Here is a 22,094-nt window from a genome sequence, read left to right as displayed (position 1 = left end):
TACCTGGGGTCAGCCGGCGAGGATACGCTCTATCGCCGGGCGGTTCAGCCCTTTCAGGCCGATGACGACAAGGCGCGAGCGGCGATCGTCTTCAGCCGTCCAGGCGCGGTCGTAATAATGGTTGACGCGCGGGCCGACGGCCTGCAGCAGGAGCCGCATCGGCTTGCCGCCAACCTCGACGAAGCCCTTGACGCGCAACACGTTTTCCTCCGCCGCCGCCGTGGCGACGCGTTGTGCGAGCTCGTCCGGGTTGGACACGGACGCGATGTCGATGACGAACGAGTCAAAATCGTCATGTTCGTGGTCGAGCTCGTCGTCGTGATGGGTCTTGCGGTTCTCGATGTCGTCCTCGACGGCGAGGCCGAGGCCGAGCAGCACCGACGGATCGACCTTGCCTTGCGAAGTCGGCACGATCTTCACCGCCCGCGCAACATGCTTGCCGATGACGGCATTGGCACGGGCCGAGCCGGCTGCGTCCATCAGGTCGCTCTTCGACAGGATGATCAGGTCGGCGCAAGCGAGCTGGTCCTCGAATACTTCCTCGACCGGATCGTCGTGTTCGAGCGTCTCGTCCTGCGTGCGCTGCGCCTGCAGGGCGTCCATGTCGTTGGCGACGCGGCCATCAGCCAGCGCCGGTCCGTCGACGACGGCGATAACGCCATCGACGGTCACCCGGCTCTTGACCGACGGCCACTGGAAGGCCTGGACCAGCGGCTTGGGCAGGGCCAGCCCGGACGTCTCGATCAGGATATGGTCGACCCTCGGCATCAGCGACAGGATCTGGTCGAGCGCCGGGACGAAATCGTCGGCGACGGTGCAGCAGATGCAGCCATTGGCCAGCTCGACAATGTTTTCCTCGGGGCAGGTGTCGATGCCGCAGCCCTTCAGGATCTCGCCGTCGATGCCGATGTCGCCGAACTCGTTGACGATGATGGCCAGCCGCTTGCCTTTGGCGTTTTCGAGCAAATGGCGGATCAATGTCGTCTTGCCGGCGCCGAGAAAGCCGGTAACGACGGTGCAGGGGACGCGCGAAAGGGAGGCAGCGGTCATATCAAGTCCTTCAAAAGGTCGAGGGGAGGGATGCGGGCAACCAGACCGCGCTTCAGACAATCGGGACGGCCGCGCCACGGAATGAGCCCATCCGTCGAGGTGGCGAACAGCTTTGCGCCGGTCACGAGATCGGCGCCGCTGGTCGCGGTCTGGTCGCCGAAGACGTAACTCCAGCAGCCGCCGCGCAGCATGGCGGCGCTGAGCCGGCGCTTGCAATTGCCGAGGCATTCGACGGTGCGGATTTTGATGTTTTCGCCGGAAGCGGCGCGGCGCGTGTCCTCGGCGAGCAGTTCGCCGGCGCGGGGATGAGCGTCCGAACCGGTCTCGTCACGGCAGGAAGAGCAGACGATGACGGTAACGCCGGCCAGGGAATCGTCAGGGCCGGACAATAAATCCGCTGTCTCAGCCGAAAAACTGCTGTCGCGTTCCAAATCAGGCTCCTTGCCCGGAAAACCCGCCAGGCGATCGGATTCTTATGTCCTAGACGGCAGGTCTCCTGGCTCGCGGGTCATCGCCTTGGTGCCGCCTTCCCGGGAATATCCCAGTGGTTTTCGGCCTTGGCTCGTCGCTTACAGTTGCGGGGACAGCCGCGGATTTGAAATCGAGATTTCGCACCGCATTCCCTCTTGGCCCCTGCCGTTGCGGGCAGGGGACCGTCTGGAACGGATTTAGGCTTGTGGAGGCAGTCGTGTCAACGCACGTCTATGACGCGGCGATATCTGCGAGCGGCCGGCCAAGGTCGCCGGCAGCCGTCACCTCGATGCGCTCAAGCCCGAGCCAGCCCTGCATCTGCTTCAATTCCTCGAAGAGTTCGGCAGCGGTTTGTGGCGGGGCGCCGGGCTCCGCATAGGCGGCATGGACGCGCAATACGCCGGCCGGACGGTCGGCCCTGAGGTCGACGCGCCCGACGAGGCTGTCGCCGAGCAGGAACGGCAGCACATAATAGCCATACCGGCGCTTTTCGGCCGGCGTGTAGATCTCGATGCGGTAGTGGAAGTCGAACAATCGCTCGGTGCGCGACCGCTCGAAGACCACGGGATCGAACGGCGCAAGCAAGGCGCGCGCCTCGATCCTGCGCGGCAAACGGACGTTCTTGTGGAGATAGGCTGTTTTGCTCCAGCCGTCGACGCTCACCGGCAACAGCTCGCCAGCCTCGACCAGCTCCTCGATGCGGCCCTTAATATCGGCGGGCGAGAGGCGGAAATAGTCGCGCAGGTCGCCTGCCGTGGCGACGCCATGGGCGCGGGCGGAGATGCGCAGCAATTCGCGGTGGGCGTCCTCGGGGCAGGGAACCGGTAGAGCGAGTATCGCGGGCGGCAGTACGCGCTCCGGCAGATCGTAGAACCGTTCGAAGCCGCGGCGATGCGCGGTGGTGATGCGGCCGGCCCAGAACAGCCATTCGAAGGCGTGCTTGGCATGGCTCCAGCCCCACCAGCCGCCCGAACCCTTCTGGCCTTCGAAAGCCGACGCCGCGATCGGGCCTCGTTCGGCGACCTCGCGATAGATGTCTTCGATATAGGCGGCGTGCTCGCGGCCCCATTTGGCCAGTCCGCTGTACATTTCCTCGCCGCGCTCGGCCCGCTGCATGCGCCAGCGCATCAGCGGATAGGTCTCGACCGGCAGGAAGGAGGCTTCGTGCGCCCAATATTCAAAGACCATGCGCTTGCGCGTTATGGCGGCGTCGTCGAGCAGCGCCAGCTTGTAGGGGCCAAGCCGCGAATAGAGCGGCATGTAGTGGGCGCGCACCACGGCGCTGACGGAATCGATCTGCAGCAGGCCGGTACGGGCAAGCACGCGGGCCAGATGTCGGCGGTCGGGTGTACCGGCGGGTCGGGGGTCATTGAATCCCTGTGCCGCCAGCGCGATGCGGCGGGCCATGCGAAGTGAGATTTTTTCCTTCATCAATGCGGGTATCCTGATGATGCCGGACAGAGCAGAGAATCTGCGATTCCGCGCCATGCTAGCAGGGTTTTGGCGGCATCCATGTTAGGAGAGAAAAGTGGAGTGAAAAGTGAAAGAAATCAAACAGGAGCGGATCTGACCAGTTTTCCCGGATATGCCGCCCAGTACCGCGATTTGAACAAGGTTTGACTTGCTTCGCCGAAAGCGCTGCGCTAACCCTCGCCGCGTTGCAGCATAGAGCCCCCTTAAAACGGTTCAGTGGTTAAACTGTCACGCTTCCGCAAGTGGGTCCGGTGCTGTAATCAGAGTGGATTGGCCGCCAACGGAAACTGCAGCATGAACGCACTTTTAGGTTCGTACCTGCCCATCGTCCTGTTCATCGGCGTGGCGCTGGTGGTCGGGCTGGCGCTGCTTGCCGCACCCTTCCTAGTGGCCTACCGCAACCCCGATCCGGAAAAGCTTTCGGCCTATGAATGCGGCTTCAACTCGTTCGACGATGCGCGCATGAAGTTCGACATCCGCTTCTACCTGGTGTCGATCCTGTTCATCATCTTCGATCTGGAGGTAGCCTTCCTGTTTCCTTGGGCGGTGTCGTTCAGCCAGATCGGCATGCTCGGCTTCTGGTCGATGATGGTGTTTTTGGCGGTGCTGACCATCGGCTTTGCCTATGAATGGAAAAAAGGAGCGCTGGAATGGGATTGAACGACAGTTCCGGCACGCTCGTCGCGCCGAAGCCCAAGGGCCTCATCGACCCCAACACCGGCAGGCCGGTGGGGTCCGACGATCCGTTCTTCCTGGAGATCAACAACGAGCTCGCCGACAAGGGCTTTCTCGTCACCTCGACCGAGGCGCTGATCACCTGGGCGCGCAGCGGCTCGCTGATGTTCATGACCTTCGGTCTCGCCTGCTGCGCGGTCGAGATGATCCATACCTCGATGCCGCGCTATGACTCCGAGAGGTTCGGTGTCGCGCCGCGCGCGTCTCCGCGTCAGTCCGACATCATGATCGTTGCCGGCACGCTGACCAACAAGATGGCGCCGGCGCTGCGCAAGGTCTACGATCAGATGCCGGAGCCGCGCTACGTCATCTCGATGGGCTCCTGCGCCAATGGCGGCGGCTATTATCATTATTCCTATTCGGTGGTGCGCGGCTGCGACCGCATCGTGCCGGTCGACATCTACGTGCCCGGCTGCCCGCCGAGCGCCGAAGCGCTGCTCTACGGCATCCTTCTCCTGCAGAAGAAGATCCGCCGCACCGGCACGATCGAGCGGTGAGCGGCATGACCCAGGCGTTGAATGACCTCTCGACCTATCTCGGCGAGAAGCTGGCCGGCCGGATCGGCGAGGTGGTGTTTGCCTACGGCGAACTCACCATCTCGGTCGAACCGCGCGACCTGATCGAGGTAGTGACCTTCCTGCGCGACGACCCGAAATGCCAGTTCATCTCGATCATTGATGTCTGCGGCGCCGATTATCCGTCGCGGGCAAAGCGCTTCGACGTCGTCTATCATTTGCTGTCGCCGAGGCAGAATATCCGCATCCGCATCAAGGTCCAGGCCGGCGAAGAGACGCTGGTGCCGTCAATCACGGGCATATATCCCGGCGCCGACTGGTTCGAACGCGAAACCTACGATCTCTACGGCGTGCTGTTTTCGGGTCATCCCGATCTGCGGCGGATTCTGACCGACTACGGCTTCGAAGGCCATCCGCTGCGCAAGGACTTTCCGCTGACCGGCTTCGTCGAGGTGCGCTACGACGACGAAGCCAAGCGCGTCATCTACGAGCCGGTGGAGCTCAAGCAGGAATTCCGCAATTTCGATTTTCTGTCCCCATGGGAAGGCACGGATTATGTTCTGCCGGGGGACGAGAAGGCGAAACAGTGAGTAGTGAGTAGTGAGTAGTGAGTAGGAATTGGAAAAAAGGATCGAATCTTATCGCGACCTGAAGGTGTGGCAATCGGCGATGGTGCTTGCTGAAGACTGTTACCGCATCAGTAAAGGGTTTCCGAAGGAGGAGATCTACGGCATGACCTCGCAGATGCGCCGATCGGCGGTTTCGATCGCAGCCAACGTCGCGGAGGGATACGGTCGAGAAAACAGAGGTTCGTTCGTTCAATTTTTGCGCATGGCGCAAGGTTCGTTGAAGGAACTGGAAACGCACATTTTGCTGGCATGCCGGGTTGGGCTGCTACGAAAAGACGATGAGATTGAACTGCTACTGCGATGCGAAGAGATTGGAAAAATGACGAGATCTCTTATCCGGACGGTGCAGGCCAAGCAGGCGGAATGAAGCAGGCATTGAGGTTGATGATCACTACTCACTACTCACTACTGACTCTTCGCCAGAGGCGCCTCCATGGCTGAAACCTCCGTCCGCAACTTCAACATCAATTTCGGCCCGCAACACCCTGCGGCGCACGGCGTTTTGCGCCTCGTGCTGGAGCTCGACGGCGAGGTCGTCGACCGGGTCGATCCGCATATCGGACTGTTGCATCGCGGCACGGAAAAGCTGATCGAGCACAAGACTTATCTGCAGGCGGTGCCTTATCTCGACCGGCTCGACTATTGCGCGCCGATGAACCAGGAGCATGCCTTTGCGCTCGCAGCCGAGCGGCTGCTCGGCATCGAGGTGCCGAAGCGCGGGCAGCTTATTCGAGTTCTCTACTCTGAGATCGGCCGCATCATGTCGCACATCCTCAATGTGACGACGCAGGCGATGGATGTCGGCGCGCTGACGCCGCCGCTGTGGGGCTTCGTCGAGCGCGAAAAGCTGATGGTGTTCTATGAGCGTGCCAGTGGCTCGCGCATGCATGCGGCCTATTTCCGGCCGGGCGGTGTGCATCAGGACCTGCCGAAGAAGCTGATCGAGGACATCGGCAAGTGGATCGACCCGTTCCTGAAGTCGATCGACGACCTTGACGCGCTTTTGACCGGCAATCGCATCTTCAAGCAGCGAAATGTCGACATTGCCACCGTCTCCCTGGCGGACGCCTGGGCCTGGGGTTTTTCAGGCGTCATGGTGCGCGGCTCGGGTGCGCCGTGGGACCTGCGCAAATCGCAACCCTACGAATGCTATGCCGAGCTGGATTTCGACATTCCGGTCGGCAAGAACGGCGACTGTTTCGACCGTTATCTGGTGCGCATGGAAGAGATGCGGCAGTCGGCGAAAATCATGCGCCAGTGCGTCGACCTGTTGCTCGGCAAGGAGGGCGGCGGGCCGGTGTCGAACCTCGACGGCAAGGTGGTGCCGCCGAAGCGCGCGGCGATGAAGCGCTCGATGGAAGCGCTGATCCATCACTTCAAGCTCTACACCGAAGGCTACCGCGTTCCGGCCGGCGAGGTCTATGCCGCGGTCGAGGCTCCGAAGGGCGAGTTCGGCGTCTATCTCGTCTCCGACGGCACCAACAAGCCCTACCGCTGCAAGCTGCGCGCGCCGGGCTTTGCGCATCTGCAAGCCATGGACTTTTTGTGCCGCGGCCACATGTTGGCCGACGTCACCGCCGTTCTCGGCTCCCTCGACATCGTGTTTGGTGAGGTCGATCGCTAAATGTCAGTCCGCCGTCTCGCAGAAGCCAGCCTCCAGCCAGCCTCCTTCGCCTTCAACCGGGCGAATGCGGCAGCGGCGAAGCAGTGGATCAAGAAATATCCGAAGGGGCGCGAGCAATCCGCGATCATTCCCTTGCTCATGCTGGCGCAGGAGCAGGAAGGCTGGGTGACCAAGGCGGCGATCGAGGCGATCGCCGACATGCTCGGCATGCCCTATATCAGAGGGCTGGAAGTCGCCACCTTCTATACGCAATACCAGCTCAATCCGGTCGGCAGCCGCGCCCATATCCAGGTCTGCGGCACCACGCCCTGCATGCTGCGCGGCTCGGAAGCGCTGATGGATGTGTGCCGCTCGAAGATCCATCACGACCAGTTCCACACCAACGACAAAGGCACGCTGTCGTGGGAGGAGGTCGAATGCCTCGGCGCCTGCGTCAACGCGCCGATGGTGATGATATTCAAGGACACCTATGAGGATTTGACGCCGGAGCGGCTTGCCGAGATCATCGACCTCTATGACGCAGGCAAGGGCGCCGCGGTGAAACCGGGACCGCAAAACGGCCGCATCACCTCTGAGCCGGCCAGTGGCCTGACGACCCTTAAGAGTGAAAAGGCGATCCTCAAGGCGACCCGCGACCGGGAAGCCAGGGCGGCAACCAAGGCCGCCAAGGAAACGGCGCCGGTGGCCGCCGCCGCAGCGCCGGTTCCGCCTGCTGCCGCGCCTGCACCGGCGCCAGTTGCGCCCTCGAATGCCAGCAAGCCGAAGACCGATGCGGTCGAGACCAGCCCGGCGCTGAAATCGCCGTCGGCGACAAAAGTCGCGCCCGCGGCGGAGAAGGCGGCGAGCATTGCAGCGCCTCTGCATTCGGCCGCCAATGCCAACAAGGCCGAGCCGCAGGTCGAGGACGTCTCGAAACAGCGCAAAGGCTCCAAGAACAAGGCCGAGCCGGCGTCTGCTTTCAAAGCGCCGGAGGCCAAGGTTAAACCAGCGAAGGCTGCCGCCGAAGCGGCCAAGCCGTCGCCCGGAAACAAGAGCCGGCCGACCGGCAAGAAGCCGGTCTGAGGAACGAGCAATGCTTCAGGACAGAGACCGCATCTTCAACAACATCTACGGCCGCTTCGACAAGTCGCTGGCCGGCGCCATGGCGCGCGGCGCCTGGGACAACACGCCCGGCATCATCGCCAAGGGGCGCGAGTGGATCGTCAACGAGATGAAGGCATCGGGCCTGCGCGGCCGCGGCGGCGCCGGCTTCCCGACCGGGCTCAAATGGTCGTTCATGCCCAAGCAGAGCGACGGCCGGCCGAGTTATCTCGTCGTCAATGCCGACGAGTCCGAACCCGGCACCTGCAAGGACCGCGATATATTGCGCCACGATCCGCATACGCTGGTCGAGGGCTGCCTGATCGCCGGCTTCGCCATGGGCGCGGTCGCCGCCTACATCTACGTGCGCGGCGAGTTCATCCGCGAGCGCGAGGCGCTGCAACTCGCCATCGACGAGGCCTATGCGGCCAAGCTGATCGGCAAGAACAATACCTCCGGCTACGATTTCGACATCTACATGCACCATGGCGCCGGCGCCTATATCTGTGGCGAGGAAACGGCGCTGCTCGAAAGCCTCGAAGGCAAGAAAGGCCAGCCGCGGCTGAAGCCGCCGTTTCCGGCCAATGTCGGCCTCTATGGCTGCCCGACGACGGTCAACAACGTCGAGTCCATCGCCGTGGCGCCAACCATTCTGCGCCGCGGTGCGGCCTGGTTCTCGTCCTTCGGCCGGCCCAACAATGCCGGCACCAAGCTGTTCTGCATCTCCGGCCACGTCAACAATCCGTGCACCGTCGAAGAGGCGATGTCGATCCCGTTCCGCGAACTGATCGAGACGCATTGCGGCGGCATCCGCGGCGGCTGGGACAATCTGCTGGCGGTCATTCCGGGCGGCGCCTCGGTGCCGTTGGTGCCGGCCGAGCAGATCATCGACGCGCCGATGGATTTCGATGCGCTGCGCGACCTGAAATCGGGCCTCGGCACCGCGGCTGTCATCGTCATGGACAAATCGACCGATATCGTGAAAGCGATCGCGCGGCTGTCCTACTTCTACAAGCATGAGAGCTGCGGCCAGTGCACGCCCTGCCGTGAGGGCACGGGCTGGATGTGGCGGGTGATGGAACGGCTGGTGCGCGGCGAGGCGCAGAAGCGCGAGATCGACATGCTGCTCGACGTGACCAAGCAGGTCGAGGGCCACACGATCTGCGCTCTGGGCGATGCGGCGGCATGGCCGATCCAGGGCCTGATGCGGCATTTCCGCGGCGAGGTGGAGCGGCGCATCGACGAGTTCTCGCGCAACGCACACCGCGCCGAACCGGTGCTGGCGGCGGCGGAATAGAAGAATTCAAAAAATGCGGGCGAATGCCCGAAACGAGGAAACGAGCGCGGGGCAGACGGAAACGACCAGGAGACCACCTATGTCGCTGTTTTCGATACCCGACGATTTGACGCCCGATGGGGACCCGTTCTTGAAGATGAACCAGGACCTGACCAGGACAATGCCGAAGGAGATGGCCAGCGCCGTCAATCTCCTGGCGCATCCTGTCGCCGGCGCGGCGGCGATGACGGCACTCGGCATCGGGCTTGCCAACCACGCCTTTGGCGTCTGGATGGGCGTGCTTTCAGGCGTGGCCGAGACCTCGCAGCGGCTTTGGCAGCCGGTCACCGAGGATTTCGAGGCCCGGACCGAACGCGTTTCCGCGACCGGCAAAAGCTCCTCGACCAAGGCGCGCGCAGCCACCAAAACCCTGATTGCCGAGGCGCAGTCCTTCGCTAATGACGTGACCGACATTGCAACAAGCACTGCGGCGCGGAGCGTGGCGAATGCCAGCACCGTTGCAGCGGATGCGTCGGCCGGGCTGATGCCGGAAGATTTCAAGCAGCCCAAGCCGATGGACCGGCCAGCCGTGCCCGCCGACCTCAAGGCAATATCGGGCATCGGGCCGAAACTGGAAAAGGTGCTGAACGGCCTTGGCATCTGGACATACGCCCAGATTGCCGCGTGGACGCCGCAAGAGATCGCCTGGGTCGAAGATTACCTGTCGTTGAAGGGCCGTATCGGCCGTGACGGCTGGATCGGTCAGGCGGCCGCATTGGCCGGGGCCAAAAATTGAATTCAATACCGTGCGCGGTGTCGGCTGCGCCCGGAAGGAAAGATTGCGGAACGTCCGCAGGGGTTTGAGGCGAAATGGCAAAGCTCAAGGTCGACGGGAAAGAGATCACTGTACCCGACCACTACACGCTGCTGCAGGCGGCCGAGGACGCCGGTGCGGAAGTGCCGCGCTTCTGCTTCCACGAGCGGCTGTCGATCGCCGGCAATTGCCGCATGTGCCTGATCGAGGTGAAGGGCGGCCCGCCCAAGCCGCAGGCGTCCTGCGCCATGGGCGTGCGCGACCTGCGCCCCGGTCCGAACGGCGAGCCGCCGGAAATCTTCACCAACACGCCGATGGTCAAGAAGGCCCGCGAAGGCGTGATGGAATTCCTGCTGATCAACCATCCGCTGGACTGCCCGATCTGCGATCAGGGCGGCGAGTGCGACCTGCAGGACCAGGCGATGGCGTTCGGCGTCGATTCCTCACGCTACCACGAGAACAAGCGGGCGGTCGAAGACAAGTATATCGGGCCGCTGGTCAAGACGATCATGAACCGCTGCATCCATTGCACGCGCTGCGTCCGCTTCACCACCGAGATTGCGGGCATATCCGAGCTCGGCCTGATCGGCCGCGGCGAGGATGCCGAGATCACCACCTATCTCGAAAGCGCAATGACTTCGGAACTGCAGGGCAATGTCATCGACCTTTGCCCGGTCGGTGCGCTGACCTCCAAACCCTACGCCTTCCAGGCACGGCCTTGGGAACTGACCAAGACCGAGTCCATCGACGTGATGGACGCCGTCGGCTCGGCGATCCGCGTCGATAGCCGGGGCCGCGAAGTGATGCGCATCCTGCCGCGTACCAACGAGGCGGTGAACGAGGAGTGGATTTCCGACAAGACCCGCTTTATCTGGGACGGCCTGCGCACGCAGCGCCTCGACCGGCCCTATGTGCTCAAGGACGGCAGACTGGCCCCGGCAAGCTGGGCGGAGGCTTTTGCCGCGATCAAGGAAGCGGTGTCGAATGCCGCACCCGAAAAGATCGGCGCCATTGCCGGCGATCTCGCAGCCGTCGAGGAGATCTACGCGCTGAAGCTTCTGATGGCTTCGCTCGGCTCGAGGAACACCGACTGCCGCCAGGACGGTGCCGCACTCGATCCGTCGCTCGGCCGGGCCAGCTATGTCTTCAACCCGACCATCGAAGGCATCGAACAGGCCGATGCGGTGCTGATCATCGGCGCCAATCCGCGCTTCGAGGCATCCCTGCTCAACGCCCGCATCCGCAAGCGCTGGCGGGCCGGCAATCTGCCGGTCGGCGTCATCGGCGATGTCGGCGATACGCGCTATGATTACGAGCAGCTCGGCGCCGGACCGGAATCGCTGAAGGATCTGGCCGACGGCAACGGCAAGTTCTTCCATCTGCTAAAGAAGGCGACGCATCCGCTGATCATCGTCGGCCAGGGTGCGCTGGCGCGTCCGGACGGCGCGGCCGTGCTCGGCCAGGCGGCGAAGCTCGCCGTCGCAGTCAACGCCGCTAGGGCCGATTGGAACGGCTTTGCCCTGCTGCACACCGCCGCGGCACGCGTCGGCGGCCTCGATGTCGGCTTCGTACCGGGCGAGGGCGGCAGGAATGTCGCCGGCATGCTGGGCGAGACCGACGTGCTGTTCCTGCTCGGCGCCGACGAAATCGACATGGCCAAGACCGGCGGCGCTTTCGTCGTCTATATCGGCACGCATGGCGACAAGGGCGCGCATCGCGCCAACGTCATCCTGCCGGGCGCCGCCTATACCGAGAAGTCGGGCACCTTCGTCAACACCGAAGGCCGCGTGCAGCAGACCAACCGTGCCGGCTTCGCGCCCGGCGAAGCGCGCGAGGACTGGGCGATCCTTCGGGCACTGTCGGATGTGCTCGGCAAGAAGCTGCCGTTCGATTCGCTGCAGCAACTGCGCGCAAAGCTCTATGCGCAATACCCGCATCTTGCCCGCGTCGACCATGTCGCGGCCGGCGACCCGGCCGACATCGCCAGGGTTGCCAAGCTCGGCGGTCGGCTGAACAAGGGCACCTTCACCTCGCCGGTCAAGGATTTCTACCTGACCAATCCGATCGCGCGGGCTTCCGCGGTGATGGCCGAATGCTCGGCTTTGGCGAAAAACGGCTTCAGGCAGGCGGCGGAGTAGACATGGACACTTTCTTCTCCTTCTACGTGCTGCCGGCGCTGCTGATCCTTTTGAAGTCGGTCGTGCTGATCGTCGTTCTGTTGATCTTCGTCGCCTATGTGCTTTATGCCGACCGCAAGATCTGGGCGGCGGTGCAATTGCGCCGCGGCCCGAACGTCGTCGGCCCGTGGGGCACACTGCAGGCCTTCGCCGATCTGCTGAAATTCGTGTTCAAGGAGCCGGTGATCCCGTCCGGCGCCAACAAGGGCGTTTTCCTGCTGGCGCCCTTGGTCTCGGCGGTGCTGGCGATCTCGGCCTGGGCGGTGATCCCGGTCAATGAGGGCTGGGCGATCGCCAACGTCAATGTCGGCATCCTCTATGTCTTCGCCATCTCCTCGCTCGAGGTCTATGGCGTGATCATGGGCGGCTGGGCGTCCAATTCGAAATACCCGTTCCTTGGCGCGCTGCGCTCGGCGGCGCAGATGGTGTCCTACGAAGTCTCCATCGGTTTCGTCATCGTCACCGTGCTGCTTTGCGTCGGCTCGCTCAACCTGTCCGACATCGTCTTGTCGCAGCAGGACGGGCTGGGCACGCGGCTCGGCCTGCCCAACACCTTCCTCGACTGGCATTGGCTGTCGCTGTTCCCGATGTTCATCGTCTTCTTCATCTCGGCGTTGGCCGAGACCAACCGGCCGCCCTTCGACCTTGTGGAAGCCGAATCGGAACTCGTCGCCGGCCACATGGTCGAATATTCGTCGACGCCGTTCCTGCTGTTCTTCCTCGGCGAATATGTCGCCGTGGTCCTGATGTGCGCGCTGGCCACCATCCTGTTCCTCGGCGGCTGGCTGCCGCCCTTCAACTTCGCGCCGTTCACCTGGGTGCCGGGGCTGATCTGGTTCGTGCTCAAGGTCTGCCTGGTGTTCTTCATGTTCTCGATGGTGAAGGCGTTCGTGCCGCGCTATCGCTACGACCAGCTGATGCGGCTCGGCTGGAAGGTCTTCCTACCGATCTCGCTGTTCATGGTGGTCGCCACCGCCGCTTTCCTAAAGATCACGGGGTTTGCCTGATGTCTGCATTATCCCAGGCCGCCAAGTCACTGCTTTTGCAGGATTTCGTCAGCGCTTTCTTCCTGTCGATGCGCCAGTTCTTCGCGCCGAAGGAGACGATCAACTATCCGCATGAGAAGGGACCGGTCAGCCCGCGCTTCCGCGGCGAGCATGCGCTGCGCCGTTATCCGAACGGCGAGGAACGCTGCATCGCCTGCAAATTGTGCGAGGCGATCTGCCCGGCGCAGGCCATCACCATCGAAGCCGGCCCACGCCGCAATGACGGCACGCGGCGCACCGTGCGCTACGACATCGATATGGTGAAATGCATCTATTGCGGCTTCTGCCAGGAAGCCTGCCCGGTCGACGCCATCGTCGAGGGGCCGAATTTCGAGTTCGCGACGGAGACGCGCGAGGAACTTTATTACGACAAGGACAGGCTTCTGGCCAATGGCGACCGCTGGGAGCGTGAGCTGGCGCGCAACATCTCGCTGGATGCGCCTTACCGCTGATATTTGATGCATGAACGGGGCGAGGGCCTCGTTCAGAGGATGATCCCGAAAAGTTGCATACTTTTCGGACAAGATCATCCTCCGGAATGAAAGAGTGTCGCATGTTTTCTTTTCGATCGGGTCTTTCAACCCGATCGGAACATGCGATAGGAACACGCAACTTGCCGACCGGAGGCGGTGGCAAAAAACAGGACGAACGTCCTGTTTGGACAGGAAACCCGGGGGAACCCATGCTGAGTGGACTAGAGGCGGCCTTTTTCTACCTCTTCGCCTTTGTCGCGGTGGCATCGGCGTTCATGGTCATTTCGGCGCGCAATCCCGTGCATTCTGTGCTGTTTCTGATCCTGACCTTCTTCAACGCCGCCGGCCTGTTCATGCTGACCGGCGCCGAGTTCCTGGCGATGATCCTGCTCGTCGTCTATGTCGGCGCCGTGCTGGTGCTGTTCCTGTTCGTCGTCATGATGCTCGACGTTGACTTCGCCGAAATGAAGGAAGGCGCCCTGCAATATGCACCGATCGGCGCGCTGGTCGGGCTGATCCTGGCGGCGGAGCTGATCGTGGTGCTCGGCGGCTATACATTCGCGCCGAAACTGGCGGCGATGGTCGCCAAGCCCATTCCGGACCTGGCCGCCCGCTCGAACACGGCAGCGCTCGGCGACATCCTCTATACGGATTACCTCTATTACTTCCAGATCGCCGGCCTGGTGCTGCTGGTCGCCATGATCGGCGCCATCGTGCTGACGCTGCGCCATAAGCCGGGCGTCAAGCGGCAGTCGATCGCCGCCCAGGTCGGCCGCACGGCGGCAACCGGAGTGGAAATCCGCAAGGTCAAGACGGGCGAAGGAGTCTGAAATGGTCGTCGGCATCGCGCACTACCTGACCGTATCGGCGATCCTGTTCACGCTCGGCGTGTTCGGCATCTTCCTGAACCGCAGGAACGTCATCGTCATCCTGATGTCGATCGAGCTGATCCTGCTTGCGGTCAACATCAATTTCGTCGCCTTTTCGGCGGCGCTCGGCGATTTGGTCGGCCAGGTGTTCGCACTGTTCGTGCTGACGGTCGCGGCGGCCGAAGCGGCGATCGGCCTTGCCATTCTCGTCGTCTTCTTCCGCAACCGCGGCTCGATCGCGGTCGAAGACGTGAACATGATGAAGGGTTGACGGAACCACCATGTATCAGGCCATCGTCTTCCTTCCGCTGCTCGGCTTCCTGATCGTCGGCCTGTTCGGCACTTCGCTGGGGGCCAAGGCTTCCGAATACATCACCTCCGGCTTCCTGGTGATCGCGGCAGTGCTGTCGTGGGTTGCCTTCTTCTCGGTCGGCTTCGGCGGCGGCGAGGTGTTCACCGTGCCGGTACTGCGCTGGATCCAGTCCGGCGGCCTCGAAGCGTCGTGGGCGCTGCGGATCGATACGCTGACCGTGGTGATGCTGGTCGTCGTCAATACGGTGTCGGCGCTGGTCCATATCTACTCGATCGGCTACATGCATCACGACCCGGACCGGCCGCGCTTCTTCGCCTATCTGTCGCTGTTCACCTTCGCCATGCTGATGCTGGTGACGGCCGACAACCTCGTGCAGATGTTCTTCGGCTGGGAAGGCGTCGGCCTTGCCTCCTATCTGCTGATCGGCTTCTGGTACAAGAAGCCGTCGGCCAATGCAGCTGCGATCAAGGCCTTCGTCGTCAACCGCGTCGGCGATTTCGGCTTTGCGCTCGGCATATTCGGCGTGTTCGTGCTGTTCGGCTCGGTCAATCTCGGCACCATCTTCGCCAATGCGGCGACGTTCATTCCGGCGGAAGGCGCGCCGCAAGGCGCGGCCGTACTGACCTTCCTCGGCTATGCGCTTGATAAGCAGGCCGCGATGACGGTTGTCTGCCTGCTCCTGTTCATGGGCGCCATGGGCAAGTCGGCGCAGGTGCCGCTGCACACCTGGCTCCCGGATGCCATGGAGGGCCCGACGCCGGTCTCGGCACTGATCCATGCCGCCACCATGGTGACGGCAGGCGTGTTCATGCTGGCGCGGCTGTCGCCGCTATTCGAGCTGTCGCATTCGGCACTGACGGTGGTCACCTTCATCGGCGCCTTCACCGCCTTCTTCGCGGCGACAGTCGGTCTTGTCCAGAACGACATCAAGCGCGTCATCGCCTATTCGACCTGTTCGCAGCTCGGCTACATGTTCGTGGCGCTCGGCGTCGGCGCCTATGGCGCGGCGATTTTCCATCTGTTCACCCACGCCTTCTTCAAGGCGCTGCTGTTCCTCGGCTCGGGCTCGGTCATCCACGCCGTCTCCGACGAGCAGGACATGCGCAAAATGGGTGGCCTAAGGACGCTGATCCCGACGACTTACTGGATGATGGTGATCGGCACGCTGGCGCTGACCGGTGTCGGCATTCCGGTAACGATCATCGGCACGGCCGGCTTCTTTTCCAAGGACGCCATCATCGAAGCGGCCTTCGCCGGCCACAATGCGGTCGCCGCATTTGCCTTCATATTGCTGGTCATTGCTGCCTGCTTCACCTCCTTCTACTCCTGGCGGCTGATCTTCATGACCTTCCACGGCGAGCCGCGGGCCAGCCACGAGGTCATGCACCATGTCCATGAATCGCCGCCGGTCATGCTGGTGCCGCTGTTCATCCTGGCGGCTGGCGCGCTGCTCGCCGGTGTGATCTTCCACGGCGCCTTCATCGGCGAGGGCTATGCCGAATTCTGGAAGGCGTCGCTGTTCACGCTGCCGGACAACCAGATCCTGCACGAAATCCACGAAGTGCCGTTATGGGTCGAGTTGTCGCCGTTCATCGCCATGCTGATCGGCTTTGCGATAGCCTGGCAGTTCTATGTTCGCGCGCCGGAAATGCCTCGGAGCGTCGCTGCCAACCATCGCCTGCTCTACGCCTTCCTGCTCAACAAATGGTATTTCGACGAGCTCTACGACTTCCTGTTCGTGCGGCCGGCAAAGCGCCTCGGCCACTTCCTGTGGAAGACCGGCGACGGCACCGTCATCGACGGACTCGGGCCGGACGGCATTTCGGCGCGCGTCGTCGACGTCACCAACCGGGTCGTCAAGCTGCAGACCGGCTATCTCTACCACTATGCCTTCGCCATGCTGATCGGCGTTGCCGCACTCGTCACCTGGATGATGCTCTGATGACCGCCTGGCCGATCCTATCGCTGGTCACCTTCCTGCCGCTGGTTGGTGTGCTGCTCATCCTTTTCGTGCGTGATGACAGCGAGAACGCGCGCCGCAACATCCGCGCCATCGCGCTTTTCACGACTGCGTTCACGTTTGTGATTTCGCTGTTTATCTGGACCGGCTTCGACAATTCGCAACCTGGCTTCCAGTTCGTCGAGAAGTTTGCCTGGCTGGATTCCGGCATCTCCTACCATATGGGCGTAGACGGCATCTCCATGCTGTTCGTCATCCTGACCACCTTCCTAATGCCGCTCTGCATTCTCGCCTCGTGGGAATCGATCGAGAAGCGCGTCAAAGCCTATATGATCGCCTTCCTGCTGCTCGAGACGCTGATGATCGGCGTGTTCTGTGCGCTCGACATCGTCTTGTTCTACGTCTTCTTCGAAGCCGGCCTTATCCCGATGTTCATCATCATCGGCGTGTGGGGCGGCAAGCGGCGCGTCTATGCCTCGTTCAAGTTCTTCCTCTACACCCTGGCCGGCTCGGTGCTGATGCTGCTCGCCATCATGGCGATGTTCTTCCAGTCCGGCACCACCGATATCCCGACGCTTCTGACGCATAATTTCCCGGCCAATATGCAGACCTGGCTATGGCTTGCCTTCTTCGCGTCCTTTGCGGTGAAGATGCCGATGTGGCCGGTGCATACCTGGCTGCCGGACGCGCATGTCGAAGCACCGACGGCCGGCTCGGTGATCCTGGCCGCCATCCTGCTCAAGATGGGCGGGTACGGCTTCCTGCGTTTTTCGCTGCCGATGTTTCCGATCGCATCCGAAATGTTCGCGCCGCTGATCTTCACGCTTTCCGTCGTCGCCATCATCTACACCTCGCTGGTGGCGCTGATGCAGGAGGACATGAAGAAGCTGATCGCCTATTCGTCGGTCGCTCACATGGGCTTCGTTACCATGGGCATCTTCGCGATGAACCAGGAAGGCGTCCAGGGCTCGATCTTCCAGATGCTGTCGCACGGCCTGGTCTCCGGCGCGCTGTTCCTCTGCGTCGGCGTCGTCTACGACCGCATGCACACGCGTGACATCGACGCCTATGGCGGGTTGGTCAACAACATGCCGAAATATGCAACCGTGTTCATGATCTTCACCATGGCCAATGTCGGCCTGCCCGGCACCAGCGGCTTCGTCGGCGAGTTCCTGACCATGCTCGGCGTGTTCCGGGTCAACACCTGGGTGGCGTTCTTCGCCGCCACCGGCGTCATACTGTCGGCGGCCTATGCGCTCTGGCTCTACCGCAAGGTGATCTTCGGCGCACTGACCAAAGAAAGCCTGAAAGGTTTGCTCGACCTGTCGACGCGCGAAAAGGTGATCATCTATCCGCTGGTCGCGCTGGTCATCTTCTTTGGCGTCTATCCGGCGCCGATCTTCGACGCGACGGCCGAATCGGTCAAGGCGCTCGTTACCAATGTCACCGCATCCATCGGCGCCGCGCAGACCGCGGCGGCGAACTGACTGGGGGTTTGCGAACCATGACGCCGGACCTTCTCTCCAGCCTGTCGCTCTCGACGCCAGAGCTGATCCTCGCCATCGGCGCCTTGGCGCTGTTGATGCTCGGCGCCTATTCGCGCGCCAACACCGCCGTCACGGTGAGCGGCCTTGCTGTTGCCGTGCTGGTGATCGCCGGCGCCTGGCTGATCTTTTCCCCGGGGCAGGGCAACGCCTATGGCGAAGCCTTCATCCAGGACCCATTCGCCCGCTTCATGAAGATGTTGGCGCTGGTCGGCTCGGCGGTGACGCTGGTCATGTCGGTTCGCTTTGCCCAGGCGGAGCGTTTCGACAAGTTCGAATATCCGGTGCTGATCCTGCTCTGCACGCTCGGCATGATGCTGATGATCTCGGCCAACGGCATGATCGGGCTCTATCTCGGCCTCGAGCTGCAGTCGCTGGCGATCTACGTGCTGGCGGCGATCAACCGCGATAATCTGCGCTCGACCGAGGCCGGGCTGAAGTACTTCGTCCTTGGCGCGCTGTCGTCGGGCATGCTGCTTTACGGCATCTCGCTGGTCTACGGCTACACGGGCAACACCGGCTTCCAGGAGATCGCCGCGGCGCTCAGCGGCGGCGAGCGCCAGCTCGGCCTCGTCTTCGGCCTGGTCTTTGTGCTGGCCGGCCTTGCCTTCAAGATCTCGGCGGTGCCGTTCCATATGTGGACGCCCGACGTCTATGAGGGCGCGCCGACGCCGGTGACGGCCTTTCTGGCGGCGGCACCCAAAATGGCGGCGATGGCGCTGATGGTGCGCGTCACCATGGGCGCCTTCAAGCCGATCGCCGCCGACTGGCAGCAGATCATCGTCTTCATCTCGATCGCCTCGATGGCGCTCGGCGCATTCGCGGCCATCGGCCAGACCAACATCAAGCGGCTGATGGCCTATTCCTCCATCGGTCATATGGGTTATGCTCTGGTCGGCCTTGCCGCCAACAGCCAGGACGGCGTGCGCGGCGTCGCCATCTACATGCTGATCTATCTGGTGATGACGCTCGGCACCTTCGCCTTCATCCTGGCCATGCGGCGCAAGGAGGGCAATGTCGAGCAGATCAGCGATCTCGCCGGCCTGTCGGCGACCAACCCGATCATGGCGACGATCCTCACCATCATGATGTTCTCGCTGGCCGGTATCCCGCCGCTCGCCGGCTTCTGGGGGAAATGGTACGTGTTCCTCGCCGCCATCAATGCCAACCTCTACGCGCTCGCGATCATCGGCGTGCTGGCCTCTGTGGTGGGCGCCTATTATTATCTGCGCATCATCAAGATCATGTGGTTCGACGAACCGGTCGGCGGCTTCGTGCCGATGGCGACCGAACTGCGCGTCGTGCTCGGCGCCTGCGGCGCTTTCGTGCTGTTCTACGTGCTGATCGGCGGCCCGATCGGAACCTACGCAGCCGCCGCGGCCAAGACCTTCTTCTAACGGAATGACGTTCAGGCTGGCTCCAACCGCGGCTTCGGAAGGGTTCCGGCTCGAGGCGCACGATACGGTCGGCTCCACCAATGCGTTGGCGCTGGAGCACGCGCGGGCCGGCGATCCGGGCAAACTCTGGGTCGTCTCAAAAAAGCAGGAAGCGGGACGTGGCCGCCGCGGCCGCGCCTGGGCGACGCCCGAAGGCAACCTGGCGGCGACGCTGCTGGTGATCACCAACACCGAGCTTCGACTTGCCGCGACGCTCGGCTTCGTTGCCGGACTGGCGCTGGCCGACGCGCTCGACGCCGTCGTGCCGAAAGGCAGGATTGCGATCGGCCTCGATGGTGCGAGCCAGGGCAAGAACCGCTTCGAGTTGAAATGGCCGAACGACGTGCTTGCCTCGGGCGCTAAGCTCGCCGGCATCCTGCTGGAATCGGCGATGCTGGATGGCGACCGTTCGGCGGTGGCTGTTGGCATCGGCGTCAATGTGGTGGCTTATCCTAATGATTTGCCCTATCCAGCGACGTCGCTCAACGCGCTGGGGTCTGCTTGCGATGCCGAGACGCTGTTTCTGGCGCTGTCGGATGCATGGAGCGAGAATGCCCGGCTGTGGAACGAAGGGCGTGGGCTTGCCGCCGTCAGGCGGCGCTGGCTGGCGCGTGCGGCGGGGCTTGGCGGGCAGGTTGCTGTCAGAATTGACGGTAATGTGGTGCGCGGCACCTTCGAGACCATTGACGAAGACTGCCGTTTCGTGATCCGCGACGATGAAGGCTCGGTTCTGACGATCGCCGCCGGCGACGTGCATTTCGGCGCGGTCGCATCGGCCGTCGGTTGACTGGCCAATACGTTTGACTGGCCAGGTATTTGACCAGCTTGAATTTGACCGGCTGACAATTTTGATTGGCCGACAATTTTGACCGGCCCACAATTTGACCGGCCCACAATTTGACCGGCAAGGAAGGAAAGACCATGGCGACAGCGGAAAATGCCGAACTTGTCTTCGTGCCGCTCGGCGGTGTCGGCGAGATCGGCATGAACTTCGCCCTCTACGGCTATGGGCCGGCCAATGCGCGCGAATGGATCGTCGTCGACGTCGGCGTTACTTTTCCCGATGCAACCCTGCCCGGCGTCGACCTGGTACTGCCCGACACCCGCTTCATCGAGGAGAATGTCGCCAATCTGCGCGGCATCGTCATTACCCATGCACATGAGGACCACTACGGCGCGCTGCACGACATCTGGCCGAAGCTCAAGGCGCCGGTCTGGATGACGCCGTTCGGCGCCGGCCTGCTGGAAGCCAAGCGGCAGGGCGAGCAAGGGGCGCCGAAGATCCCGGTGACGATCTACCGGGCTGGCGAGAAATTCACCGTCGGTCCGTTCGAGATCGAGGCCATCCCCGTCGCGCACTCCATTCCCGAACCGATGTCGCTGGCGATCACCACGCCGGCCGGCGTCGTCATCCATACCGGCGACTGGAAGATCGATCCGGCGCCGACGGTGGGGCCGATGACCGACGAGGCACGCTTCCGTGCCTATGGCGACAAGGGCGTGCTGGCGTTGATCTGCGATTCCACCAACGCGCTGCGGGAAGGGGAATCACCGTCGGAAGTGGCGGTGGGCGAGGGCCTCAAAGGTGTCATCCAGAATGCCAAGGGCCGTGTCGCCGTCAGCAGCTTCTCCTCCAATGTCGGCCGCATCGTCTCGATCGCCAAGGCAGCGCGGGATGCCGGCCGCCAATGCCTGGTGCTTGGCCGCTCGATGAAGCGCGTCATCGATGTGGCTGATGAACTCGGTTATATGGACGGGTTGCCGGAATTCATCGCCGAGGAGGATTACGGCTTCATCCCGCGCGAAAACCTCGTCATCATCTGCACCGGAAGCCAAGGCGAGCCGCTTGCCGCACTTGCCAAGCTGTCGCGCGACGAGATGAAGTCGGTGGCGCTGACGGCCGGCGACACGGTGGTGTTTTCCTCGCGCACCATTCCCGGCAACGAGAAGGCGATCCTCGAAATCAAGAACCGCCTGATCGATCTCGGCATCAAGATCATCGAGGACGGCGATGCGCTGGTGCATGTCTCCGGCCATCCACGCCGCAGCGAATTGCGCAAGATGTATGAATGGGTGCGGCCGCAGATCGGCGTTCCCGTTCATGGCGAGGCGGCGCATCTGGTGGCGCAGGGCTCGCTGATGTCGACGTCCGGCATCGGCCAGGTGGCGCAGGTGCGCGACGGCGACATGCTCAGGCTGTATCCGGGTGCTGCCGCCATCATCGACCAGGTTCCGTTCGGCCGCATCTACAAGGACGGAAGGCTGATCGGCAGCGATCAGGCGATGGGCATTCGCGACCGCCGCAAGCTGTCCTTTGCCGGCCATGTCGCCGTCAACGTCGTGCTCGACGACAAATACGAGCTTGCCGGCGATCCCGATCTCGTCGCCATCGGCGTCGCCGAGGCCGACGGCAGCGGCGAGAGCCTGGAAGACCTGATGATCGATGCGGCAATCGGCGCCGTGGACTCCATCCCCCGCCAGCGCCGAAAAGACCTCGACCTGGTCCAGGAGGCGGTGCGGCGCGCGGTGCGCGGCGCGGCCAACGAAGCCTGGGGCAAGAAGCCACTGGTGACAGTGTTCGTCACGCGGTGACGAACAAGGGAATAGGG

At 62.9% G+C, this 22,094-nt stretch carries 21 protein-coding genes and 1 riboswitch; of the genes, 18 read left to right on the top strand and 3 right to left on the bottom strand.

Annotated elements, in window-relative coordinates; translation table 11 throughout:
• Positions 1-9 precede the first annotated feature (9 nt).
• The 3 genes from cobW to NKJ13_RS08345 all read right to left on the bottom strand — a co-directional run bounded on the left by cobW (position 10) and on the right by NKJ13_RS08345 (position 2,952).
• Positions 10-1,050, bottom strand: coding sequence for a cobalamin biosynthesis protein CobW (gene cobW / locus NKJ13_RS08355; RefSeq protein WP_352738735.1), 1,041 nt, complete (start codon positions 1,048-1,050; stop codon positions 10-12).
• Entirely contained in the window at positions 1,047-1,481 is a 435-nt protein-coding gene (locus NKJ13_RS08350) for a DUF1636 family protein (protein WP_352738733.1), read from the bottom strand. Before NKJ13_RS08350 ends, cobW begins: the two co-directional genes overlap by 4 nt.
• Positions 1,482-1,519: 38 nt before the next feature.
• Positions 1,520-1,723: riboswitch (cobalamin riboswitch) on the bottom strand.
• Positions 1,724-1,752: 29 nt separating this feature from the next.
• Positions 1,753-2,952 carry a winged helix-turn-helix domain-containing protein gene (locus NKJ13_RS08345; RefSeq protein ID WP_352738731.1) on the bottom strand — a complete coding sequence of 400 codons (1,200 nt, stop codon included), beginning with the start codon at positions 2,950-2,952 and terminating at the stop codon, positions 1,753-1,755.
• A gap of 336 nt (positions 2,953-3,288) precedes the next feature.
• On the opposite strand from NKJ13_RS08345, the gene NKJ13_RS08340 reads away from it, so the two are divergent.
• From NKJ13_RS08340 to NKJ13_RS08255, 18 genes are all read left to right on the top strand, one after another.
• Complete coding sequence (locus NKJ13_RS08340) at positions 3,289-3,654, top strand: NADH-quinone oxidoreductase subunit A (RefSeq protein WP_023720750.1); 366 nt, start codon at positions 3,289-3,291, stop codon at positions 3,652-3,654.
• A complete protein-coding gene (locus NKJ13_RS08335; RefSeq protein ID WP_023670824.1) occupies positions 3,645-4,226 on the top strand; it encodes a NuoB/complex I 20 kDa subunit family protein in 582 nt (193 codons plus the stop codon). Before NKJ13_RS08340 ends, NKJ13_RS08335 begins: the two co-directional genes overlap by 10 nt.
• Positions 4,227-4,231: 5 nt before the next feature.
• Complete coding sequence (locus NKJ13_RS08330; protein WP_352738729.1) at positions 4,232-4,834, top strand: NADH-quinone oxidoreductase subunit C; 603 nt, start codon at positions 4,232-4,234, stop codon at positions 4,832-4,834.
• 28 nt (positions 4,835-4,862) lie between these two features.
• Positions 4,863-5,240: a four helix bundle protein gene (locus tag NKJ13_RS08325; protein WP_352505698.1), complete on the top strand. Its 378-nt coding sequence runs from the start codon at positions 4,863-4,865 to the stop codon at positions 5,238-5,240.
• Positions 5,241-5,306: 66 nt separating this feature from the next.
• On the top strand, positions 5,307-6,497 hold the full coding sequence (locus NKJ13_RS08320; RefSeq protein WP_352738727.1) for an NADH-quinone oxidoreductase subunit D: 1,191 nt from the start codon (positions 5,307-5,309) through the stop codon (positions 6,495-6,497).
• Complete coding sequence (gene nuoE, locus NKJ13_RS08315) at positions 6,498-7,559, top strand: NADH-quinone oxidoreductase subunit NuoE (protein ID WP_352777647.1); 1,062 nt, start codon at positions 6,498-6,500, stop codon at positions 7,557-7,559.
• A 10-nt stretch (positions 7,560-7,569) separates the two neighbouring features.
• On the top strand, positions 7,570-8,874 hold the full coding sequence (gene nuoF / locus NKJ13_RS08310; RefSeq protein ID WP_352505700.1) for an NADH-quinone oxidoreductase subunit NuoF: 1,305 nt from the start codon (positions 7,570-7,572) through the stop codon (positions 8,872-8,874).
• Positions 8,875-8,953: 79 nt separating this feature from the next.
• Positions 8,954-9,649, top strand: coding sequence for a helix-hairpin-helix domain-containing protein (locus NKJ13_RS08305; RefSeq protein ID WP_352505701.1), 696 nt, complete (start codon positions 8,954-8,956; stop codon positions 9,647-9,649).
• Between the two features lie 74 nt (positions 9,650-9,723).
• Positions 9,724-11,805, top strand: coding sequence for an NADH-quinone oxidoreductase subunit NuoG (nuoG, locus tag NKJ13_RS08300; protein ID WP_352505702.1), 2,082 nt, complete (start codon positions 9,724-9,726; stop codon positions 11,803-11,805).
• Positions 11,806-11,807: 2 nt separating this feature from the next.
• Complete coding sequence (gene nuoH / locus NKJ13_RS08295) at positions 11,808-12,851, top strand: NADH-quinone oxidoreductase subunit NuoH (protein ID WP_292663045.1); 1,044 nt, start codon at positions 11,808-11,810, stop codon at positions 12,849-12,851.
• Positions 12,851-13,342 (top strand): NADH-quinone oxidoreductase subunit NuoI, encoded by a 492-nt coding sequence (nuoI, locus tag NKJ13_RS08290; RefSeq protein WP_023676622.1) that lies wholly within the window; start codon positions 12,851-12,853, stop codon positions 13,340-13,342. The genes nuoH and nuoI overlap by 1 nt, the downstream gene beginning before the upstream one ends.
• A gap of 230 nt (positions 13,343-13,572) precedes the next feature.
• The gene (locus tag NKJ13_RS08285) at positions 13,573-14,193 is read left to right on the top strand and encodes an NADH-quinone oxidoreductase subunit J (protein WP_352505703.1); all 621 of its coding nucleotides are present in this window, start codon (positions 13,573-13,575) and stop codon (positions 14,191-14,193) included.
• A 1-nt stretch (position 14,194) separates the two neighbouring features.
• The gene (gene nuoK / locus NKJ13_RS08280; protein ID WP_023676620.1) at positions 14,195-14,503 is read left to right on the top strand and encodes an NADH-quinone oxidoreductase subunit NuoK; all 309 of its coding nucleotides are present in this window, start codon (positions 14,195-14,197) and stop codon (positions 14,501-14,503) included.
• Between the two features lie 10 nt (positions 14,504-14,513).
• Positions 14,514-16,487 carry an NADH-quinone oxidoreductase subunit L gene (gene nuoL, locus NKJ13_RS08275; RefSeq protein WP_352505704.1) on the top strand — a complete coding sequence of 658 codons (1,974 nt, stop codon included), beginning with the start codon at positions 14,514-14,516 and terminating at the stop codon, positions 16,485-16,487.
• A complete protein-coding gene (locus NKJ13_RS08270) occupies positions 16,487-17,992 on the top strand; it encodes an NADH-quinone oxidoreductase subunit M (RefSeq protein ID WP_352450009.1) in 1,506 nt (501 codons plus the stop codon). Before nuoL ends, NKJ13_RS08270 begins: the two co-directional genes overlap by 1 nt.
• A 17-nt stretch (positions 17,993-18,009) precedes the next feature.
• Complete coding sequence (nuoN, locus tag NKJ13_RS08265) at positions 18,010-19,446, top strand: NADH-quinone oxidoreductase subunit NuoN (protein ID WP_352477554.1); 1,437 nt, start codon at positions 18,010-18,012, stop codon at positions 19,444-19,446.
• A 4-nt stretch (positions 19,447-19,450) separates the two neighbouring features.
• Complete coding sequence (locus NKJ13_RS08260; protein ID WP_352477556.1) at positions 19,451-20,272, top strand: biotin--[acetyl-CoA-carboxylase] ligase; 822 nt, start codon at positions 19,451-19,453, stop codon at positions 20,270-20,272.
• A 134-nt stretch (positions 20,273-20,406) separates the two neighbouring features.
• Positions 20,407-22,077 (top strand): ribonuclease J, encoded by a 1,671-nt coding sequence (locus NKJ13_RS08255; protein ID WP_352703652.1) that lies wholly within the window; start codon positions 20,407-20,409, stop codon positions 22,075-22,077.
• Positions 22,078-22,094: the final 17 nt, after the last annotated feature.

The sequence above is a fragment of the Mesorhizobium sp. M0174 genome, from assembly GCF_040322275.1.
Taxonomy (GTDB): Bacteria; Pseudomonadota; Alphaproteobacteria; order Rhizobiales; family Rhizobiaceae; genus Mesorhizobium.
The sequence above is the reverse complement of the archived record's forward strand: the minus strand, read 5'-3'. Positions and strand labels throughout refer to the sequence as shown.

What these genes read in the sequence shown, in the direction of transcription:
- NKJ13_RS08340 (WP_023720750.1), top strand. Translation starts at nt 3,289, where the DNA reads ATGAACGCACTTTTAGGTTCGTACCTGCCCATCGTCCTGTTCATCGGC.
- NKJ13_RS08255 (WP_352703652.1), top strand. Translation starts at nt 20,407, where the DNA reads ATGGCGACAGCGGAAAATGCCGAACTTGTCTTCGTGCCGCTCGGCGGT.
- nuoI (WP_023676622.1), top strand. Translation starts at nt 12,851, where the DNA reads ATGTCTGCATTATCCCAGGCCGCCAAGTCACTGCTTTTGCAGGATTTC.
- nuoL (WP_352505704.1), top strand. Translation starts at nt 14,514, where the DNA reads ATGTATCAGGCCATCGTCTTCCTTCCGCTGCTCGGCTTCCTGATCGTC.
- nuoH (WP_292663045.1), top strand. Translation starts at nt 11,808, where the DNA reads ATGGACACTTTCTTCTCCTTCTACGTGCTGCCGGCGCTGCTGATCCTT.
- nuoK (WP_023676620.1), top strand. Translation starts at nt 14,195, where the DNA reads ATGGTCGTCGGCATCGCGCACTACCTGACCGTATCGGCGATCCTGTTC.
- nuoG (WP_352505702.1), top strand. Translation starts at nt 9,724, where the DNA reads ATGGCAAAGCTCAAGGTCGACGGGAAAGAGATCACTGTACCCGACCAC.
- NKJ13_RS08330 (WP_352738729.1), top strand. Translation starts at nt 4,232, where the DNA reads ATGACCCAGGCGTTGAATGACCTCTCGACCTATCTCGGCGAGAAGCTG.
- NKJ13_RS08260 (WP_352477556.1), top strand. Translation starts at nt 19,451, where the DNA reads ATGACGTTCAGGCTGGCTCCAACCGCGGCTTCGGAAGGGTTCCGGCTC.
- nuoE (WP_352777647.1), top strand. Translation starts at nt 6,498, where the DNA reads ATGTCAGTCCGCCGTCTCGCAGAAGCCAGCCTCCAGCCAGCCTCCTTC.
- nuoN (WP_352477554.1), top strand. Translation starts at nt 18,010, where the DNA reads ATGACGCCGGACCTTCTCTCCAGCCTGTCGCTCTCGACGCCAGAGCTG.
- cobW (WP_352738735.1), bottom strand. Translation starts at nt 1,050, where the DNA reads ATGACCGCTGCCTCCCTTTCGCGCGTCCCCTGCACCGTCGTTACCGGC.
- NKJ13_RS08320 (WP_352738727.1), top strand. Translation starts at nt 5,307, where the DNA reads ATGGCTGAAACCTCCGTCCGCAACTTCAACATCAATTTCGGCCCGCAA.
- NKJ13_RS08285 (WP_352505703.1), top strand. Translation starts at nt 13,573, where the DNA reads ATGCTGAGTGGACTAGAGGCGGCCTTTTTCTACCTCTTCGCCTTTGTC.
- NKJ13_RS08270 (WP_352450009.1), top strand. Translation starts at nt 16,487, where the DNA reads ATGACCGCCTGGCCGATCCTATCGCTGGTCACCTTCCTGCCGCTGGTT.
- nuoF (WP_352505700.1), top strand. Translation starts at nt 7,570, where the DNA reads ATGCTTCAGGACAGAGACCGCATCTTCAACAACATCTACGGCCGCTTC.
- NKJ13_RS08335 (WP_023670824.1), top strand. Translation starts at nt 3,645, where the DNA reads ATGGGATTGAACGACAGTTCCGGCACGCTCGTCGCGCCGAAGCCCAAG.
- NKJ13_RS08305 (WP_352505701.1), top strand. Translation starts at nt 8,954, where the DNA reads ATGTCGCTGTTTTCGATACCCGACGATTTGACGCCCGATGGGGACCCG.
- NKJ13_RS08345 (WP_352738731.1), bottom strand. Translation starts at nt 2,952, where the DNA reads ATGAAGGAAAAAATCTCACTTCGCATGGCCCGCCGCATCGCGCTGGCG.